Genomic DNA, 18101 nt, shown 5'->3' on the forward strand with positions numbered 1-18101 from the left:
CGACAATAGCAAGAGTGAACCACCTGATCCCTTCCCGAACTCAGAAGTGAAACCTCTTAGCGCTGATGGTAGTGTGGGGTTACCCATGTGAGAGTAAGTCATCGCCAGCTCATTATTCGAAACACCCTCTGACTAGTGCAGGGGGTGTTTTTTTATGTGTGGAAAAAAGATAAAAGGGGGCGATAATAAAGCGTTGGAAATCCAACGCTATAAATCGACCTAAAACGATAAAATTATCTTAACTGACGTCGTGCATGCTTTAATGCAGTTCTTAACCCTTCTTCTAAAGTTGGATGATAAAAGGGTTTATTTAAAATTTCATGAATGGTTCGTTCTTCTGAAATCATCCAGGCTAACATAAGCCAATGACTGCATAATTTGAATTGTGGGCGGGTATCCAACGAATATCATGGTCCATTCTGACCAAGGCTCACAGCACTGTAGTCGTGATTTTAGAGCGCTATTATTGATGAATAACTGCATCCAAAGCATGTCTAGACGAGGCCTTGCGCAGTATATTGCTCATGGGATAATGCAGTAACAGAAAGCTTCTTTCACACATTTAAAGGTCATGTGGTACATGGCAGTGTATTTTTGACCCGAAAAGAAGCCAATGTTGTCTTGTTTGACTATATTGAGATTTACTACAATCGAGTGAGAAGGCACTCTGCAAATGGTTGGTTAAGCCCAGAAGCCTTTGAGCAGAAATATTTTAAGAATTTAGAGGGATAGGTTGTCCACGATACTGCCTGGGATCATTATTTGGCTACCTTTATCGGGTAAATTTTATATTTAAAATATCAATATCCTAAATATTCGATTAAAAAAAACCTGCTTAAAAAGCAGGTCATAGATTTAGAGAAATGAAGTCAATTAAGCAAAAATATTACATGCTGCAGATGCCAAAATCCATAGAATCACCACTGCAACTACTGGCTCTACAATTTTTGACCAAGTCGGTACTTGTACTTCAGTTGTTACGTCTTCTTGTGTATGTTGTTGATTAACCATTTGATTGAACTCCTTCATTGATGCCTCTAATGATATCTCTTCTTGAAGATTTGGTTTAGAACCAAGGAGCTCTGTTAGGTTGTTTGTTGACCAAACCCAATCATCCGCTTGACCAGAAAGATGTTCAATTTGTCCGTTGAGTAATTCTCGAATACTTTGCGGTGAATGTGAGCCTGTATCATGAAGTTGTTTTAATTCATTTAATTGTAAATGAAAAACTTCTGTAGTTAGGTTTTCGAGTTCAGAGCGTTCTAATGTTGATGCATTTGAAGGGTTGGTGGTGAGATGACGTGAAACTTCCTGAATATAGAGTTCATCAGGCTGAGTAATTTCTTGATAAACCTTTTCACCATTAATGCGTAGCTGATGAATCAATTCACCTAAGGTTAAAGCATTAATTTCACGTAAATGTTGTCGTTTTTCTTCACGATTTAAATGACTTAAAAGCGTAGGCTTTTGAGATTCTATTTGTTCGACAAAATATTGTACTAAATCAAAAGCCATTATTCGCTTCCTTATTCTTTAATCGAGCAACCTTAAACCCGGTTTTTTCTTCGGTTGCTCTTGTTGTTCTTGGTCGTTTGATTTTAAAGCATTTTGATCATTCTGAATACCTTCATATTCTTGAGGATCGAAGAACATGCCTTGACCATTTTCACGTGCATAGATGCCTAGAACAGCAGAAAAGGGGATATAGAGGTTTTGCGAAACGCCACCAAAGCGTGCAGAGAAAGTAATCGTCTCATTACTCATGTGTAGCGCATGCGTTGCATGAGGTGCGATATTCAGGACAATTTGGCCATCTTGAATATATTGAACTGGCACCATCGTACCATTCTGTGTCGCATCGACAAGTAGGTAGGGGGTAAGTTGGTTTTCACAAATCCATTCATAAAGTGCCCGTGTTAAGTATGGACGTGTTGGAGTGAGTTGTAGTTCCTGTTCAGACATAATGCTTACTCGAATATTTATGGGAAATTAATTTTTTGCTAAAAGCTCGCTATAGCGATTTTTTTCCTGCAATGTCATCGATTTGATAAATGCAGGACGGCTAAAGATGCGTTGGCAATAGAGAAATATAGGGCGGCATTGCTGTTTGGGAAGCTCAATCCCCATGGCTTTTAGGCGCAGAAATACAGGTGCGAGCATACAGTCTAACATGCTAAATTGTTCAGACATAAAATAAGGATAATGCTGAAACAAGGGGGTTAGTGAAATGAGTGTATCACGTAATTGTTTTTGTGCTTTTTGTTTGGCTTTTTCATCGAGGGTATCGGGATGGCGAAGCATAATATCGGCAAGTCTTAACCAATCTTGTTCGAAGCGCCATACATATTGACGTTGCTCTGCACGAGGCATGGGTGCATCTGCATACAGTTTATTTTGACGATATCGGTCATCCAGATATTCGGCAATAATACTGCTTTTATAGAGTTTTAGGCCATTTTCAATCATCATCGGAAGTTGATTGTAGGGATTTAAACTTGCAAGATCTTCGTCTTCATCATCAGCAATAATTAAATTATGTTTGATTTGCTTCTCTGCAAGTACATAGCGTATCCAGTGTGAGCGAAAGTCATCCGCATGACTGTAAAGCGTAATCCCTTGAAGAGGTGCATTTTCGACTGACATAATCCGAGACGATGAGAAATGAATAAGATAGGATACTAAAATTAGACAGTAAAATCACGGGGACTTTAGCAATATCAATGCAGCTACAGTGAAAATTACAGTTTTGTTTTATTTGATTTTATCTGATAGCTTTTCATGTCATTCATTTACCTGATCGTCACCGCATGATGACCATTGCACTTGTACAAAAATTATTATTTTTAGCTGCTGTTATTTTTATGGGCATTGGCTTTTATACGGCACTCGCTGGAGGTTATGCCTCTGATTATGGAGCAGAGGATGATAGCCTAGAACAAAAAAGCAAAATGACCATCTGTACAATTACACTAACACTGTCGGTTATATGCTTAATTGCGAGTTTGAGTCTTTTTGTTTATCGGATCGTTATTCTATTTGCATCATCTTCATAAAAATTAAGACATAAAAAAACCTTGGCATAAGCCAAGGTTTTTTGTCCGATTCGGTAAACGAATTAACGTTTAGAGAATTGAGGACGTTTACGAGCTTTACGTAAACCAAGTTTCTTACGTTCAACTTCACGAGCATCACGAGTAACGAAACCAGCTTGACGAAGAGCAGGTTTAAGAGTTTCGTCAGAAGCAATCAATGCACGAGTAATACCGTGACGGATAGCGCCTGCTTGACCACCGATACCACCACCAGCAACAGTGATGTAAAGGTCATATTTCTCAGTAGCTTCTAAAAGCTCAAGTGGTTGGTTAACAACCATACGAGCAGTTTCACGACCGAAATATTGTTCTAAAGAACGGTTATTGATTACGAGTTTACCAGTACCAGCTGATAGGAAAACACGTGCAGTTGCGGTCTTACGGCGACCTGTACCATAGTTAGTAGCCATGTGCTGTATCCCTTAGATGTCCAAAACTTGTGGCTGTTGAGCAGTATGTGGATGCTCAGTACCAGCGTACACTTTCATTTTCTTGATCATTGCATAACCAAGAGGACCTTTTGGCAACATGCCTTTTACAGCACGTTCGAAGATTTCTTCTGGTTTGTGAGCAACTAATTTTTCGAAATTAGTTTCACGAATACCACCAGGGAAACCAGTGTGGCGATAATATTTCTTATCAAGTGATTTTTTACCAGTCACTTGAACTTGCTCAGCATTGATAACAACGATGTAGTCACCAGTGTCAACGTGAGGAGTATAAGAAGTTTTGTGCTTACCGCGTAAACGACGAGCGATTTCAGTCGCAAGGCGACCTAAAGTTTTGCCAGAAGCATCAACAACGTACCAGTCGTGTTGAACTTCAGCTGGCTTAGCGCTGAGAGTTTTCATTAAACCACTACCTATTATAGTTGGTTTGGACTATGGAAGCTGTCCAAACAAAAGGAGACGCGATTCTATACGAATACGTGAAGAATCACAAATGAAAATATAAAATTTCAAGCGCTGTATTGTAGTATATTTCTTCAGCAATAAACAGTAGATAATCCAGAAATTATAAAAAAAGCGGATGAAAGTAAATCATGTCGAATTCTAATCTGTTAAAAAACACATCTGAACCCTTATTTTGCGACATTGGTGGTATTTAATGGGCTTATGTAGCACCTTGATTTTAAGCCCAACTTTTTTGTATTTGGTATATTTGCATGGGGCGGATGGTGCGATCATCGTTTTGTTGATGATGCTCACTTTATTTTTCCTTAGTTATTTATTGGTTTATCTGTTTATCTGTTTATCTGTTTATCTGTTTATCTGTTTATCTGTTTATCTGTTTATCTGTTTATCTGTTTATCTGTTTATCTGTTTATCTGTTTATCTGTTTATCTGTTTATCTGTTTATCTGTTGATTGGATTATTGCTTGTGAGCGTTATGTCTTTTTGGTTGATAACGAAGTACCCGCAGCATGTGTCAGTCGTTCAGCGCGGCATTATGATTCTTATTTGCATTGATTTGGATCATTGACATTTTAGGTTTTGCTTTCGATTTCATTCCATACAATGTCGTACAACGCGCTTATTTTTGAGTTTTGTCAGGTATTTTTAGTCAATAAAATTAGGTCTGTCATGTGCATCACACAGTATAATAATGTTATTGCACACACAGGATAAACCCATGCTGCCTTTATATATCACGAGCGGTGAACCCGCAGGTATCGGACCTGATATTTGTTTGAGCTTAGCCAATCGAATAGATGAAAGGCCAATTGTGGTTCTTATTGATAAAGATTTGCTGCTCAAGCGCGCTCAACAATTAAAGCTCGAAGTTGAACTGATCGACTATGTTGGGCAGGATGAGTCGGCAGCTCTAGGTCAGCTTTATGTGGAACATGTACCTGTGACTAAACCAGTTATTGCAGGTCAGTTAGATGTGAATAATGCAGCTTATGTGTTGGAGCAATTACGACGTTCTGCAGATTATGCGATGTCAGGCAAAAGTGTTGGTGTTGCCACAGCGCCTGTGCAAAAGTCGATTATCAATGATGCTGGTATCCATTTCAGCGGACATACGGAGTTTTATCAAGAATTTGCAGGCGTTGAGCGTGTCGTGATGATGCTTGCTACAAAAACGCTCCGTGTCGCATTAGCAACAACACATTTACCGCTTCGTGATGTTGCAGATGCCATTACTCAAGAACGTTTGCATCAAGTCATTGATATTTTAATTCATGATTTAAAAACCAAATTTAAAAAAGATCATCCGCATATTTTGGTGTGCGGTCTAAACCCACATGCGGGTGAAGATGGCTATTTGGGCATGGAGGAGATTGAAGTGATTAATCCGGTGCTTGAGAGTTATCGCGCTCAAGGGGGGAATATGAGCCTGAGTCTACCTGCTGATACCTTATTTACACCTGAAAATTTAAAAGATGCAGATGCGGTTTTGGCGATGTATCACGATCAGGGTTTACCTGTGTTAAAATCGCAGGGATTTGGTGAAGCCATCAATATTACTTTGGGCTTACCGTTTATTCGTACTTCTGTCGATCATGGTACAGCACTCTCCCTCGCAGGTACTGGTCTTGCGAAAAGCTCAAGTTTACATGTAGCTGTGGACTTGGCGCTTGATTTAGCGCATCCATGATTTTGTCTTATTTACACGTTGGAAATGTCTATGTATCAAATTAATGCCTTAAACCCAAAAGATGAAGGGCATCACACGCGTAAGCGTTTTGGTCAAAACTTCTTACATGACCAACGTGTCATTGCCAAAATTGTACGTTCGGTAAATCCGCGTACTGGTGACAATATTGTCGAAATTGGTCCGGGTCTTGCTGCCCTCACATCGCCTTTAATTGGTGAGTGCGATGCTTTAACGGTGGTTGAGCTGGACCGTGACTTAGCCGCAGGTTTGCCGGGCCGTGTGCCACATCCTGAACGTTTAACCATTGTTGAAACTGACGCGTTAAAATACGACTTTACTGAATTATTCCAAGAAGGCCGTCCACTGCGTGTGGTTGGTAACTTACCGTATAACATCTCGACACCGCTGCTGTTCCATCTCTTGGAGTTTGGCGACAAAGTCAAAGACATGCACTTCATGCTGCAAAAAGAAGTTGTGGACCGTATTACCGCTTCACCGAATACTAAAGAATATGGCCGTTTATCGGTGATGATCCAATACTTCTGTAAACCGACGTTTTTATTTGAAGTGCCGCCGGGTTCATTTAATCCGCCGCCAAAAGTAACCTCTGCGGTATTCCGTTTAGAGCCTTATGCTATTAAACCGATTGTGGCGAAAGATGAAAAAGCGCTTGCGCGTTTGGTTTCACATGTCTTTACTCAGCGCCGTAAGACCTTGCGTAACAGCTTAAAAGGCATGCTGGTTGAAGATGGTTTTGAAAATGCAGGGGTTGATCCAATGGCGCGTCCGGAAACTCTAACACTTGCAGAATTTGTCGCATTAGCAGATCAAATGGTGGCTTAAATAATTATGACTCGCTCTATTCGCTATAACTATGTCATTGGTGATGTTCAAGGTTGTTTTGAAGCATTAAAAGCTTTACTGAAAGAGATCAAGTTTGATGCAGACCAAGATTTTATATGGTTGGCAGGTGATCTTGTTGCACGGGGTGAAAACTCGGTAGGTGCTTTGCGTTTCATCAAAAAATTAGTGGATAGTGAAGTTGCAGCGACGGTACTGGGCAATCATGATCTGACTTTACTGGCATGCGCTCGCGGTATTAAGGATATTAATCCTAAAGACAATATCGATGATGTGATTCACGCTTTAGAAAGTGATGATCTAATCGATTGGCTACGCAAGCAGCCGCTGTGTCTATTTCCGAATGAGCAAACCATTTTGACTCATGCGGGTATTCCTTTGAATTGGACTGCGCAACAAACCGCAGACTTGGCAAAAGAAGTAGAAGCGGTGATTGGTCATGACGACTTTGATGTGGTCGATGCGTTTCTTCAAGTGATGTATGGTAAAGAGCCGAACCTATGGTCGGATGATTTGTCTGGTCATGCACGCTTACGCTGTATTACCAACTATTTGACCCGCATGCGCTTAACCGATGCAGAAGGCCGTTTAGAGTTTAGTTTTAAAGATTCACTCGATGACCCTATGCCAAAGGGTTTTCAGCCATGGTTTGAGTTTGAGTCACAAGCAGCACAGACCCATCAAATCCTGTTTGGCCATTGGGCGGCTTTGCAAGGAAAAAGCATTTCAGCAAAAATCCAAAATGTGGATGGTGGATGTGTTTGGGGCAATCAGTTGATGGCCTATCGTTTAGAAGATCAGCGCATGTTTGCGGTCGATAATCCTGTAATGTAAGTATTTAAAATAAAAAAGCCGCATTGAAGCGGCTTTTTTATTGGTGTGAGGATTAGTCTAGACGAATCCAAGTTTGGTTACGACCAAGTACTGAAACACCAATACTTGCACGTAAAGTGAGACGTTTACCAGTGCTATTTAAACGAATTTTTGCATCATAAATTTTACCCGCCAATGGATCGATAACGCGACCTTTTTCATAATTATTGGTGCTATTTATTTGTTTTAAGCCTTTAATAATCTCCATGCCGAGAATCGGTTGGTTGGTATAAGGTGCAGGGCACTTATTGCAGTTTTTTTGTGGTGTATAGCCCGGACGTGGCGTAATTTTAATAATTTTACCGGTATATGTATTATTTGATTCTTTGTGAATCGAAATAATCGCTTTGGCAGCTCCTGTTTTATCGTCAATTTGTTGCCACGTGCCAGCAATGTCATTTGCAAATGCGACATTCATCAGACCCAATGTACATAGGCTGAATAATATTTTTTTAAACATAATCGCTTGTCCCCGAGAAGCGTGATTTATGAACATGTATGTTAGAAAGTTTACGAGAATAGTCAACTTTAATTTAAAAATAATTTGAAGATATTCGGAATAAGAAAAACCGCCATGTCGGCGGTTTTTTTACTTGTTTGAGGTTACTCTTGGCGAATCCAAGTTTGGCTACGACCAAGTGCAGAAACACCCATATAACCCCGTAAAGTTAGGCGTTTCCCACTGGCATTTAAACGGATTTTTGTGTCGTAAACTTTGCCTGAAAGAGGGTCAATAATACGGCCTTTGTCGTAGTTATTAGTGCCTTCAATATGTTTTAAACCTGTTAAGATATCAAGGCCTAAGATTGGCTTGTTTTTGTAGGGTGCAGGGCAGTTTACGCAGGTGTCGCGTGGTGTATAGCCCGGACGCGGCGTCACTTTGATGATTTTACCCACGAATGTGCCATTACTTTCTTTACGGATTTCAATAATGGCTTTCTGTGAACCTGTTTTATCATCAATTTGTTGCCAAGTTCCTGAAAGGTCTTGAGCAAAAGCTGAACCACTCATTACAGCAGCTAAGAATAAGAGGCTCACTTTTAATTTTTTCATCAGATATTCCCTGTAGGTGGTTCACCTATATCAAATCAATTTACTGAATAAATTTAAAATTTATTCAGCGCGAATCCATGTCTGTGTACGACCAATTGCGGAAATCCCCAGATATCCACGTAAATGTAAGCGCTTACCATTGGCAGAAATTTTGCCTTTTAAGCTGTAAATTTTGCCTGCTAAAGGATCAATAATTTTTCCTTGAGAGTAGGTATTTTCACTTTCAAGTTTTAGCCCCTTAAATACATCCATCCCTAAAATAGGCTGGTTGGTATAAGGTGCAGGGCAATTCACACATTTTTCCTTTGGTGTATAACCCGGACGTGGCGTCACTTTCACAATTTTGCCGGTATAGGTGTCTTTGGCATCTTTTCGAATTTCGATCAGTGCTTTAGGCGAACCGGTTTTATCGTCAATTTGTTGCCAAGTCCCTGTAAGATCTTGAGCATAGAGTGCAGAGCTTGTGACTACAGCACCAAATAATGCAGCCCATTTCAAACTTTTTTCGATCATATTAATAATCCTTTATCAATACACTTTGTGAGGGTTTATTGATCATACTAGGTAATATTTGAACTTAGAGCAACTACTCTAAGCCTAAATATTTACATTTTATTCGGGAAAGTTGACATGTTGCACAAAAGTGCCTTTACCAAAAATGTAACATCCACAGCACATCGTTCAATGTATTGTGGTGTACCCTAGAATTTATATTAAGTTTATTTTTTATACAAAACAATCATTTAAAAGTGATTGCTCAGTCACATATTTTGTAGATAGAGTATGAAAGTTGGCAACCAGATTGCTGTGAATACTGCATTTACCGCCATGCCAAATGCCGCATAGCGCCCAGCAATGCTGCCGCGCTGCCAAGCTTGAGCTGTGCCAATTGCATGTGCAGCAAGTCCTAAGGCGAGTCCTGATGCACGTTCATCATGAATATTTTTGAGTATGATGGGTGAAAATGCTGCACCAATCACCCCTGATAAAATCACAATCAAAATCACCAAAGGAATCGGGGAATGCAGTAGCGTAGCAATGTTGATGGCAATAGGGGTCGTCACAGCTCGTGTAGCGAAAGCCATAATGGTTGGATCAGACAGATGCAGTAAATAAGCCAGCCCCATAGGGAGGGCAACGGCACTGATACTGGCAAAGACTAAAATCCCGCCTACGGCTTTTAATGGTAAGTCATCGTAACGCATCGCTGCTAAAGGAATGGCTAGAGCCACCGTGACATAGCCGAGTAAGTTATTGAATAGTGGATTCACCTGTGTCATATAACTTTCATAGGAAATGCCAAACAGATAGAGCATACCAATGACGAAAAACATCCCAATCACAATCACGGGGATTTGCGGTAATTTTTTATTAATGGGTTTTGCGACAAGATAGGCGATCAGGGTAATGATGAATCCAGAGATGATTGAAAGCATGTTGATTCTCCTTATAGCCATTTCTTAGACATTTTTGCGTAGACCCACAGCGGTATGAGGGTGCTGACAAAGAGAACAATCAAAAACATTGGAATTTCATCACCTAAATGCATCATCATCAGCAATGAGCCTGCACTAATGGGTAAGAAGGCAAAGGCACTTTCTTTCATGATTTTATTATTGGTATCGACCAAACTGGCTGGAATTTTGTTGAATTTTCTCCAAAATGAAAGCACGATCAGCAAGCTAATCAGTCCGACGAGATTGCCTAATTCGGGGTGACTGAATTGCTTCATGACCCAGACCGCACCTTCACGGAAAAGAATAATTAATGCAAGAGTGCCTATCCAGGCTTTCCAGTCGATGCGCTTGATCCAGTCCATTTTTGTCTTTCGTTAAAATTATACAAATCAAGTTTTAACCGATTTAATCTTTAATTTCAAATTCTTCAAGAGGATGTTGGAATTGTTGCGCACGTGTTCCCAAAATTTCATCAATGGGTAAATGCGCCTGTTTAATCAGTTGTTCTAACTTATGTGGGGCAATGATGACATGCAAAATTAAGTTGCCTTGTTCATCATAACTTTCATTTTGGATCACATTGAGCGCATACAGTTGTGTTCTTAATTTACCATAAGCCGGTTTTAGATGGACTTCAAAGCTTTGAATTTGACCCATTAAGCATTCTTGAACCGCTTGGCGTAATAAGGGTAGACCTTTACCACTATGCGCTGAGACATAAACACGTTCCGGCTGATGAGGCTTGCCATAGATGATTTTAGGATCTTCACCACTGACATCAATTTTGTTATAAACGCGCAGAATCGGAACATCGACACCAATTTCTTTCAGTACTTTTTCGACAGCCTCGATTTGTTCCATCATGTCTGGACTGCTGGAGTCAATGACATGTAACAATAAGGTCGCCTCCAAGGTTTCTTCTAAGGTGGCTTTAAAGGACTCGACCAATGAGTGCGACAAATTACGCACAAAACCTACGGTATCAGCGAGCACTAAGTTGCCGATGCCATCCCAATGTAGACGGCGTAAGGTTGGATCAAGCGTCGCAAACAGTTGGTCTGCTGCATAGACATCGCTTTTTGCTAAATTATTAAATAAGGTCGATTTACCCGCATTGGTATAACCGACCAATGACACGGTCGGAACTGCGGCTTTTTGACGTGCCACACGACCTTGCATACGTGTTTGGCGGACTTTCTCAAGTTTTGCTTTGAGTTGTCCCATGCGGAGCTTGAGTAGACGACGGTCGGTTTCAAGCAGGGTTTCACCCGGTCCACGTAAGCCAATCCCGCCTTTTTGGCTATCGAGATCGCCGCGACTACGAATCAGTCGTGAAGCCATATGTTGTAATTGGGCCAACTCAACTTGCAATTTACCTTCATAGGTGCGTGCGCGTTGAGCAAAAATATCTAAGATTAATTCCGTGCGATCGACCACACGACATCGCATGATGCGTTCAAGATTACGTGCTTGGGCAGGGGTGAGGGCATGGTCAAAGATAACCAATTCTACTTCATGCTCTGCAACCACTTCTGCAATTTCTTCCGCCTTCCCTGAGCCAATAAATAATTTGGCATCAGGTTTAATACGCTGAGCATGCACATGTTGCAGAATATTGGCACCTGCAGATTGAGCTAATAAGTGGAATTCTTCGGCATCAAGGTCTGCGAGCATTTGTACTGCCACGCTGACTAAAATTACACGTTCACCGCTCGCTTGATGTTGATTTAAATTTTCCACTCAGCACACACTCCTGTTTAAAGATTCATTTTAGGCGAAAATGCAGTGCGAGGGTTAATCTAAGTGAGGGATTAATGGCTAAGTTCTGTATGTCGTGCTATTCAATTAGAGAAAGCTTCGAAAGCTCAGCGCCAATAAGAAAAGCACACTCACATATATCAATGAAAAACCAGCAATGGCTTTTAACGCTTGCCATGAAGAAATAGGGGGATTGTCTGAATATGAATGATTCATAATTTTAACCTTTAAAACCGATATAAAAATAATATTTGATTTTTAAAAACGATTAAAATGGGGAAATATTATCTTCGACTTCGGTTTTTATGATCAATGCAAAAAAACTGTCTTCGGTATATGATGATGAAAATTTACGCCAAATTGTGGCACCGTGTCCTTTCAGTGAACCGTTTATGAATCAACCTCAAATCGTCAATACACCGCAAATTAATGTGTTTTCAAAATTTTATTTGTATTGTAAAAAAGTCGGTGCAGCAGCTGTTGCCGTGACGCAGGGTTTTTATTTGGTTTATCGTCATCAATTGTATAAAGACCCGAATAACCCGCAAAATACCCGCTATGTGCAGTATTTTTGTCGCAAGTTATGCAAAGTATTTAATCTTGAAGTCAAAGTGCATGGTGAAATTCCACGTCAACCCGCCCTTTGGGTAAGTAATCATATTTCATGGTTAGACGTTGCAGTTTTGGGTTCAGGTGCACGTGTTTTCTTTTTGGCTAAAGCTGAAATTGAAAAATGGCCAGTATTCGGTAATTTGGCGAAAGGCGGTGGCACGTTATTTATTAAGCGTGGCTCTGGCGACTCGATTAAAATTAAAGAACAAATTACGGGCTTCTTAAAACAAGATACGCCGGTACTCTTTTTCCCAGAAGCCACGACTTCGGATGGCAGCAAAATTAAAAAAATTCATGGTCGTATTTTAGGTGCAGCGATTGAAGCCAAACGTCCAGTCCAAATTTGCTTAATTTGCTATGTGAATCAGGACGGTGAACTGGACAATATTGCGCCCTATGTCGGAGACATTAGCTTTGATCGACATGTCAAAAATGTCTTGGAAATGCCGAATGTCACCGCGCATCTGATGACATTGCCGGCAATTGATTCGGCAGGTCATACTGTTGAAAGCCTGACGCAAGAAGTACAGCAAAAAATGAATCAGGGATTAGCTGAGCTTCAAGCTAAAGTCCTTAAAGTGCCAGTTCCAGTTGAAGTTAAATAATTTAATGATACGCTGCAAGGGGATGCCTTTGCAGCACGATCCTTACATAAAGCCTTCGAGCGGCAACCAAGAGACAAATTTAACCCCCGCTTTTTGCCACCACTTGATTTTCGGTTCACGTGGATAAATACGCGTTTGACCATTTGACAGCTTAATTTTCCAATTGATCTGTTGGTCTGCATTGAGCACTAACTTATAGGCATATTTACTCAAATTTTCATCCATGGTGTAGTGGACGGCTTTGGCTAAGCGTGGGCTATTCAGTAATACCCCAATTTCAGTATTTAAATATGCTGAGCGAGGGTCAAAGTTAAATGAACCAATAAAAACTTGTTTTTCATCAATTGCCATCAGTTTGGCATGCAAGCTCGAACGGCTTAAACCTTTCAGACTAACTTTGGATTTTTCAGCGAGCTCTTTGGTATTGGTGTTGAGATTTTCTGCATCAGGTCTAGAGAGAAACTCATAGAGTTGAACGTCGTGTTCCAATAGATCCTGACGATATTTACTATAAAAAGCATGAACCAAAGGCACGTCATTGGCTTGGAATGAGTTAGTCAAGACTCTGACTTTCACGCCATCGGCACTGAGGTTTTTTAGGCGTTCCGCACCTTGTTTTTCTGGAACAAAGTAGGCTGAAACGATATCGACACTTTGCTCCGGTTTATCTAAACGGTTGAGCAGCTGAAAGTTGAGATGCTCTTCTTTTTTGGCCTTAGATTTGATTTTGCTCGGGGAGTCTTTGACCACTTCGGCTTTGACCCAGTCAAATTGGATTTTATTGTTGAGCCAGTCATCAAAGGCATGTGAACGGTTGGCTAAGTCCAAATAATTGACCACAGTGGCTTCTTGGTTATAGTCATCGAGTTGTTGTTTGAGACTGTCAAAGCGCAAGCTATAGTGGCGTGGATTGACCAATTGGCGTACTGGAAAGGCATAATCATCATTCCAATATTCATCAAAAGAATGAATGATTTCATCGGATGCCGCACCGACCAACATGACGTCGACATCGGAAAATTGATAATTATCACTGACGTTATAGTATTGGTTACTCATATTGCGACCACCAATCAGAGCAATTTGATTGTCTGCAATAAAGCTTTTGTTGTGCATACGGCGGTTGATGCGTTTTAGATCCAGCACCATATCGACAGGGCGGAAATGTCGGAAGCGGTAGGGATTATACAGTTTGACATCAATATTGGCATGTTGGTCGAGTGCCATATAAATGCCTTCCATTTTTTTGGCATTGTTGTCATCGACCAATAAACGAATTTTCACCCCACGATCTGCAGCTTTGATCATGGCATGTAGGGCCAAAGCACCAATTTTGTCGTTATCCCAAATATAGTATTGTAGATCTAAACTTTTTTCGGCTTTATTGATTAGCTCGATTCGAGCCGCTAAGGCTTCTAATGGGTCATAAAGAACGTGGTAACCGGTTAAGTTAGGATTTTGTTCCCGTAGCGGCAACACAATTTTGGCAAGGCTAGTATCGTCTGTAGGAGTATTAAAGGCATATTCCACAGGTTGAGTGTGCTGTTTAGGCAAGGTACTACATGCAGATAAAGTCAAAACAAGGCTACAACTCAGCAAAACCGCCTTAGTGTGGTTGTGTATGAAGGGCAAATTTTGCTGTTTCGGTGTAGCTGAGTTCATACTGTTAGACATACTAAAAAATTTGATTTGAGTATAAGTGTCAGCTGTGGAAAGATAAATATAGTGACCGAGTTTTCTCGTTAGGCAAATTGTAGAGCAAATGTATGTGGGAATTAGATTCCGTAGTGATGTATTTTTATATCGGGTTGGCTGTGCTGGGCGTTTGGGCAATTTCCCAAGCTTGGTTAAGTCAGTCGCGTACGGAAACGATTCATCCGTTTAAAGCCTTCGTACATTTGTTGGCATTTTATCTCTCGTATTTACTTATTCCTTTGTTCTTCTTTAGCTTTTATGCAGGCTGGAGTGGTTATTATTCACTGCATGAAGCGATTTTTGTCGGTGCTGTTACGGGCCTTTTATGCTATGCCCGATTTATCGAGCCGCACATGATTCAGGTAAAAAAATGCCAATATCAATTGCATGAAACACGACAATTATTAAAGCCTGTACGCATTGCTTTAATTGGTGATTTACACATTGGTTTATTTTCGGGCCATGAACGTCAGTTAAAAATGATCGTCGATAAAATCAATGCACAAAATCCTGATTTGGTCGTGGTTGCAGGGGATTGGACTTATGAACCTGAAAATAAGTTGGCTGAAGAACTGGCTGTACTGAAAAAAATTATTGCTCCAATTTATTCGGTGAATGGTAATCATGATGAGCAATATCCCGGTCCGCCTATTCAAGCGCTGTTAAAAAATGCATTAGAAAGTAATCATGTGGTGGATATCGAAGGGCAGGTGGTTGAGTTTAATGAGTTTCGTTTATTAGGCGTTGGGGACTTATGGGCTGGTAAAGCCGATATGCGCTATTTGCCAGAATTGCCACAGGATAAGCCTTGGATCATTTTGTCGCATAATCCAGATACCGTCGATATGGTACCTAAACTGCCAGGACGACCATTGATGTTATCGGGTCATACGCATGGTGGACAAGTAGAACTGCCGTGGTTGACTGATTATGTAATGAAAAAAGTGTCGATTTTAGGTCATAAAAAAGGGCTATATCAGCATGACAATGCAGATGTCTTTGTCACTGTTGGTACGGGCATGGTTGGGGTGCCTTTTCGTTTTCTTGTGCCACCGACCATTGATATTATCGAGTTGGTTTAATCAAAAACTACCGTTCATTATCGCTAAACGGTTTGGTGACTGTTCCTCTTGATGAAGAGCTACAGACCTTGCTTTGTTAATAAAATTGAACCGTGCCATTAAACATTTGCTGTTTGAAGTTGAGTGAATGACAGTGTCTTGGAACAGATGATGTGTATTGCTCAGTTGGATCTAAGCTGCATTCATGAATTACATCAAAATGCTGTCAACTACAGAGTATTCATCAGTTCATTGACTCAATTTGAGACATAAAAAAGCCAGCAATATGTGCTGGCTTTTTTATTATGTGCAGATTAAACCTGATTATTCACATCATCATTTTTGGTTTCGCGAATCATTAAAAACGCGATCAATGAAAGGATTGATGCTGCAGTCAGGTAGTAACCTACTGCATATAAACCATAGCCAGTTGCAAGTTTAGTTGCGATCAATGGCGCGAAAGATGCACCAAAAATACCTGCCATGTTAAAGGTTAAAGCTGAACCTGTGTAACGTACAGACGTTGGGAAGATTTCAGACAATACCGTACCAATTGGACCATAGGTTAAACCCATGATCGCAAGACCGATACATAGGAATAAGAACACCATCGCAGTACTGCCAGACTCAAGCATGCTTGAGAAGACTAAGCCAAACAATGCAGATACAACACACACCGCAATCGAAGTTGTTTTACGACCAAATTTTTCAGCAAATACAGCAGAAAGTGGAATGAAAGCAGCAAAACAAAGTGTGGCAACCAGTTGAAGTTTTAAAAACTCTTCACGTGTGTAACCCAGCTGCGTTGTACCCCATTGTAAAGCGAATACTGTAGTTAAGTAGAACACAACGAATGTACAAATCGCGGCAATCGTACCGAGAATTAACATCCCCCAGTGCTTAGTGATCACTTCTTTGAACGGAATATTTACTTCTTTTTGCTTATCCAATACTTTTTGGAACGCTGGTGTTTCATGTAATTTTAAACGAATCCACAGACCGACAATAACCAATAGAGCACTTGCAATGAATGGAATACGCCAGCCCCATTGCATAAACTCAGCTTCAGACATGAAGTGACCTAAGGTCAAGAATGAGCCTGTTGCAAGAATAAAGCCGATTGGCGCGCCCAATTGTGGGAACATACCATACCAAGCACGTTTGCCTTCTGGCGCATTTTCAGTTGCAAGCAGAACGGCACCTGACCATTCACCACCTAAACCAAGACCTTGACCTAAACGACAAAGCGCAAGCATGAGCGGAGCAGCGATACCAATTTGAGCATAGGTTGGAAGCAAGCCGATACATACCGTCGAAATCCCCATGGTGAGGAGTGCGGCAACCAATGTGGCTTTACGACCGATACGGTCACCTAAATGGCCAAAGAATGCTGCGCCAATCGGGCGAGCAATAAAGGCAATTGCAAACGTTGCTAGAGATTGGATCGTTGCGGTTGTTGGATCTGTACTTGCAGGGAAGAACAGATGCGGGAAGATAATTACAGCCGCAGTTGCATAGATGTAGAAATCGAAGAACTCGATTGTGGTACCTACAAGACTTGCTGTAAGTACGCGGAATTTTGAATTTGTTGGTTGCTGTTCAGTGGCAGCAGCACTTGAAGACGCCATGGTGGACCTTACACTTACTAAAAATAATTGAACTTAGTTTTAAAAGCGTAATCTTTTTAAAAAAGGCGTAATTTCTTAAAAAAATACGAAATACCAACTTACGAACTGCGGAATTAGGGTCACTAAAGAATGCAGTGTCAGTGGGTTATATCACTTAGAGATAAATCGACAGGAAATGTGATCCTGCACCTATCAATACAAAAATATGCCAGATAGCGTGTGTATATCTTACCTTTTTTAAGGCATAAAACAATGCACCGATTGTATAAGATAGCCCGCCAATGATCAGGTAGGTTAAAGCTTGATCAGATAAAAAGCGTTGCATATCATCCATTACCAGTACCGCAAGCCATCCCATCACCAAATAAGCAATCAACGAAATCTTTTGAAAACGATGAATGAAAATTAATTTGAATAGTGTCCCAATTGCGGCAATAACCCACAGTGCAATGAGTAAATAATGCGCTTTTGCAGTAGGCAGTGCGATTGCCAGAAACGGGGTGTAAGTACCTGCAATCAAATAATAGATTGCGGTATGGTCGAGCTTTTTGTACCAACCACGGCGCTCAGGAGACTCTGCGAAGTGATATAGACTCGACGCTGAAAACAATAACAGCATACTGAATGCATACACCCAAAGTGCAAGCCATTGTCCAGTTGGAAGGCATGAGCCTTTTAAAATCAGTAAGATACCTGCAATAGCAGACAACGCTGCACCGAAAGCATGGGTATAGAAATTCAGTCTTTCTTCAGCTGGGTCATAAGCTAAAAGATGGGGAGCATTCATAACGTATCTTTTATAATA

Annotated in this window: 20 protein-coding genes, 1 rRNA gene and 2 pseudogenes; 8 read left to right on the forward strand and 15 right to left on the reverse strand. The window is 40.7% G+C overall.

The window, feature by feature from the left end; all coding sequences use genetic code 11:
* Positions 1-110 (forward strand): 5S ribosomal RNA (gene rrf, locus FTU36_RS08215); the annotation flags it as partial.
* Positions 111-233: 123 nt separating this feature from the next.
* On the opposite strand, the pseudogene FTU36_RS16725 reads toward rrf, so the two are convergent.
* A pseudogene (locus FTU36_RS16725) lies at positions 234-359 on the reverse strand (hypothetical protein); the annotation flags it as partial.
* 32 nt (positions 360-391) lie between these two features.
* Between FTU36_RS16725 and FTU36_RS08220 the strand changes: the two are divergent.
* Positions 392-732, forward strand: a pseudogene (locus FTU36_RS08220) (IS3 family transposase); the annotation flags it as partial.
* Positions 733-873: 141 nt separating this feature from the next.
* Here the strand turns inward: FTU36_RS08220 and FTU36_RS08225 are convergent.
* Genes FTU36_RS08225 through FTU36_RS08235 form a run of 3 tightly spaced genes read right to left on the reverse strand, consistent with a single transcriptional unit; the run spans position 874 to position 2643 of the window.
* On the reverse strand, positions 874-1515 hold the full coding sequence (locus FTU36_RS08225) for a hypothetical protein (RefSeq protein ID WP_180041715.1): 642 nt from the start codon (positions 1513-1515) through the stop codon (positions 874-876).
* Positions 1516-1533: 18 nt separating this feature from the next.
* The gene (locus tag FTU36_RS08230) at positions 1534-1962 is read right to left on the reverse strand and encodes a ClpXP protease specificity-enhancing factor (RefSeq protein WP_180041717.1); all 429 of its coding nucleotides are present in this window, start codon (positions 1960-1962) and stop codon (positions 1534-1536) included.
* Positions 1963-1989: 27 nt separating this feature from the next.
* Positions 1990-2643 carry a glutathione S-transferase N-terminal domain-containing protein gene (locus tag FTU36_RS08235; RefSeq protein ID WP_180005135.1) on the reverse strand — a complete coding sequence of 218 codons (654 nt, stop codon included), beginning with the start codon at positions 2641-2643 and terminating at the stop codon, positions 1990-1992.
* A 164-nt stretch (positions 2644-2807) separates the two neighbouring features.
* Here FTU36_RS08235 and FTU36_RS08240 point away from each other — a divergent pair, with 164 nt between their 5' ends.
* Positions 2808-3053 (forward strand): hypothetical protein, encoded by a 246-nt coding sequence (locus FTU36_RS08240; RefSeq protein ID WP_180005134.1) that lies wholly within the window; start codon positions 2808-2810, stop codon positions 3051-3053.
* 62 nt (positions 3054-3115) lie between these two features.
* Here FTU36_RS08240 and rpsI read toward each other — a convergent pair whose 3' ends face one another.
* Both rpsI and rplM read right to left on the reverse strand, forming a co-directional pair.
* A complete protein-coding gene (rpsI, locus tag FTU36_RS08245) occupies positions 3116-3502 on the reverse strand; it encodes a 30S ribosomal protein S9 (RefSeq protein ID WP_078190115.1) in 387 nt (128 codons plus the stop codon).
* A gap of 12 nt (positions 3503-3514) precedes the next feature.
* A complete protein-coding gene (rplM, locus tag FTU36_RS08250; RefSeq protein ID WP_004722943.1) occupies positions 3515-3943 on the reverse strand; it encodes a 50S ribosomal protein L13 in 429 nt (142 codons plus the stop codon).
* 781 nt (positions 3944-4724) lie between these two features.
* Between rplM and pdxA the strand changes: the two genes are divergently transcribed.
* The 3 genes from pdxA to FTU36_RS08265 are packed head-to-tail and all read left to right on the forward strand — an operon-like array spanning position 4725 to position 7388.
* The gene (gene pdxA, locus FTU36_RS08255; RefSeq protein ID WP_168379562.1) at positions 4725-5693 is read left to right on the forward strand and encodes a 4-hydroxythreonine-4-phosphate dehydrogenase PdxA; all 969 of its coding nucleotides are present in this window, start codon (positions 4725-4727) and stop codon (positions 5691-5693) included.
* A 30-nt stretch (positions 5694-5723) separates the two neighbouring features.
* Positions 5724-6536 (forward strand): 16S rRNA (adenine(1518)-N(6)/adenine(1519)-N(6))-dimethyltransferase RsmA, encoded by an 813-nt coding sequence (gene rsmA / locus FTU36_RS08260; RefSeq protein WP_168379561.1) that lies wholly within the window; start codon positions 5724-5726, stop codon positions 6534-6536.
* Positions 6537-6542: 6 nt separating this feature from the next.
* Complete coding sequence (locus tag FTU36_RS08265; protein ID WP_180065347.1) at positions 6543-7388, forward strand: symmetrical bis(5'-nucleosyl)-tetraphosphatase; 846 nt, start codon at positions 6543-6545, stop codon at positions 7386-7388.
* Positions 7389-7440: 52 nt separating this feature from the next.
* Here FTU36_RS08265 and FTU36_RS08270 read toward each other — a convergent pair whose 3' ends face one another.
* The 6 genes from FTU36_RS08270 to hflX form a co-directional block, all read right to left on the reverse strand.
* Positions 7441-7887 (reverse strand): DUF2147 domain-containing protein, encoded by a 447-nt coding sequence (locus FTU36_RS08270; protein WP_180117421.1) that lies wholly within the window; start codon positions 7885-7887, stop codon positions 7441-7443.
* 143 nt (positions 7888-8030) lie between these two features.
* Positions 8031-8480, reverse strand: a complete 450-nt coding sequence (locus tag FTU36_RS08275) for a DUF2147 domain-containing protein (protein ID WP_168379558.1) — start codon at positions 8478-8480, stop codon at positions 8031-8033.
* A gap of 60 nt (positions 8481-8540) precedes the next feature.
* Positions 8541-8993 (reverse strand): DUF2147 domain-containing protein, encoded by a 453-nt coding sequence (locus tag FTU36_RS08280; RefSeq protein ID WP_111884999.1) that lies wholly within the window; start codon positions 8991-8993, stop codon positions 8541-8543.
* A gap of 248 nt (positions 8994-9241) precedes the next feature.
* Positions 9242-9916: an LrgB family protein gene (locus FTU36_RS08285; protein WP_180111379.1), complete on the reverse strand. Its 675-nt coding sequence runs from the start codon at positions 9914-9916 to the stop codon at positions 9242-9244.
* A gap of 11 nt (positions 9917-9927) precedes the next feature.
* A complete protein-coding gene (locus FTU36_RS08290) occupies positions 9928-10299 on the reverse strand; it encodes a hypothetical protein (protein ID WP_168379556.1) in 372 nt (123 codons plus the stop codon).
* Positions 10300-10342: 43 nt separating this feature from the next.
* On the reverse strand, positions 10343-11677 hold the full coding sequence (gene hflX, locus FTU36_RS08295; RefSeq protein WP_168379555.1) for a ribosome rescue GTPase HflX: 1335 nt from the start codon (positions 11675-11677) through the stop codon (positions 10343-10345).
* Positions 11678-12087: 410 nt separating this feature from the next.
* On the opposite strand from hflX, the gene FTU36_RS08300 reads away from it, so the two are divergent.
* Positions 12088-12912: a 1-acyl-sn-glycerol-3-phosphate acyltransferase gene (locus FTU36_RS08300; protein WP_180117467.1), complete on the forward strand. Its 825-nt coding sequence runs from the start codon at positions 12088-12090 to the stop codon at positions 12910-12912.
* 42 nt (positions 12913-12954) lie between these two features.
* Here FTU36_RS08300 and FTU36_RS08305 read toward each other — a convergent pair whose 3' ends face one another.
* The gene (locus FTU36_RS08305; protein ID WP_257224812.1) at positions 12955-14574 is read right to left on the reverse strand and encodes a phospholipase D family protein; all 1620 of its coding nucleotides are present in this window, start codon (positions 14572-14574) and stop codon (positions 12955-12957) included.
* Between the two features lie 104 nt (positions 14575-14678).
* Here FTU36_RS08305 and FTU36_RS08310 point away from each other — a divergent pair, with 104 nt between their 5' ends.
* Complete coding sequence (locus FTU36_RS08310) at positions 14679-15689, forward strand: metallophosphoesterase (protein ID WP_180022878.1); 1011 nt, start codon at positions 14679-14681, stop codon at positions 15687-15689.
* A gap of 293 nt (positions 15690-15982) precedes the next feature.
* Here the strand turns inward: FTU36_RS08310 and FTU36_RS08315 are convergent, their stop codons facing one another.
* Positions 15983-17296, reverse strand: a complete 1314-nt coding sequence (locus FTU36_RS08315; protein WP_111885003.1) for an MFS transporter — start codon at positions 17294-17296, stop codon at positions 15983-15985.
* Positions 17297-17450: 154 nt separating this feature from the next.
* Positions 17451-18083 (reverse strand): hemolysin III family protein, encoded by a 633-nt coding sequence (locus FTU36_RS08320; protein ID WP_180117426.1) that lies wholly within the window; start codon positions 18081-18083, stop codon positions 17451-17453.
* Positions 18084-18101 lie beyond the last annotated feature (18 nt).

Source organism: Acinetobacter sp. YH12096 (assembly GCF_013419215.1).
Taxonomy (GTDB): Bacteria; Pseudomonadota; Gammaproteobacteria; order Pseudomonadales; family Moraxellaceae; genus Acinetobacter; species Acinetobacter amyesii.

What these genes read in the sequence shown, in the direction of transcription:
- rsmA (WP_168379561.1), top strand. Translation starts at nt 5,724, where the DNA reads ATGTATCAAATTAATGCCTTAAACCCAAAAGATGAAGGGCATCACACG.
- rplM (WP_004722943.1), bottom strand. Translation starts at nt 3,943, where the DNA reads ATGAAAACTCTCAGCGCTAAGCCAGCTGAAGTTCAACACGACTGGTAC.
- FTU36_RS08305 (WP_257224812.1), bottom strand. Translation starts at nt 14,574, where the DNA reads ATGAACTCAGCTACACCGAAACAGCAAAATTTGCCCTTCATACACAAC.
- FTU36_RS08310 (WP_180022878.1), top strand. Translation starts at nt 14,679, where the DNA reads ATGTGGGAATTAGATTCCGTAGTGATGTATTTTTATATCGGGTTGGCT.
- FTU36_RS08235 (WP_180005135.1), bottom strand. Translation starts at nt 2,643, where the DNA reads ATGTCAGTCGAAAATGCACCTCTTCAAGGGATTACGCTTTACAGTCAT.
- FTU36_RS08290 (WP_168379556.1), bottom strand. Translation starts at nt 10,299, where the DNA reads ATGGACTGGATCAAGCGCATCGACTGGAAAGCCTGGATAGGCACTCTT.
- FTU36_RS08265 (WP_180065347.1), top strand. Translation starts at nt 6,543, where the DNA reads ATGACTCGCTCTATTCGCTATAACTATGTCATTGGTGATGTTCAAGGT.
- FTU36_RS08225 (WP_180041715.1), bottom strand. Translation starts at nt 1,515, where the DNA reads ATGGCTTTTGATTTAGTACAATATTTTGTCGAACAAATAGAATCTCAA.
- FTU36_RS08270 (WP_180117421.1), bottom strand. Translation starts at nt 7,887, where the DNA reads ATGTTTAAAAAAATATTATTCAGCCTATGTACATTGGGTCTGATGAAT.
- FTU36_RS08315 (WP_111885003.1), bottom strand. Translation starts at nt 17,296, where the DNA reads ATGGCGTCTTCAAGTGCTGCTGCCACTGAACAGCAACCAACAAATTCA.
- FTU36_RS08320 (WP_180117426.1), bottom strand. Translation starts at nt 18,083, where the DNA reads ATGAATGCTCCCCATCTTTTAGCTTATGACCCAGCTGAAGAAAGACTG.
- FTU36_RS08230 (WP_180041717.1), bottom strand. Translation starts at nt 1,962, where the DNA reads ATGTCTGAACAGGAACTACAACTCACTCCAACACGTCCATACTTAACA.
- FTU36_RS08285 (WP_180111379.1), bottom strand. Translation starts at nt 9,916, where the DNA reads ATGCTTTCAATCATCTCTGGATTCATCATTACCCTGATCGCCTATCTT.
- rpsI (WP_078190115.1), bottom strand. Translation starts at nt 3,502, where the DNA reads ATGGCTACTAACTATGGTACAGGTCGCCGTAAGACCGCAACTGCACGT.
- FTU36_RS08275 (WP_168379558.1), bottom strand. Translation starts at nt 8,480, where the DNA reads ATGAAAAAATTAAAAGTGAGCCTCTTATTCTTAGCTGCTGTAATGAGT.
- pdxA (WP_168379562.1), top strand. Translation starts at nt 4,725, where the DNA reads ATGCTGCCTTTATATATCACGAGCGGTGAACCCGCAGGTATCGGACCT.
- FTU36_RS08280 (WP_111884999.1), bottom strand. Translation starts at nt 8,993, where the DNA reads ATGATCGAAAAAAGTTTGAAATGGGCTGCATTATTTGGTGCTGTAGTC.
- FTU36_RS08300 (WP_180117467.1), top strand. Translation starts at nt 12,088, where the DNA reads ATGAATCAACCTCAAATCGTCAATACACCGCAAATTAATGTGTTTTCA.
- FTU36_RS08240 (WP_180005134.1), top strand. Translation starts at nt 2,808, where the DNA reads ATGATGACCATTGCACTTGTACAAAAATTATTATTTTTAGCTGCTGTT.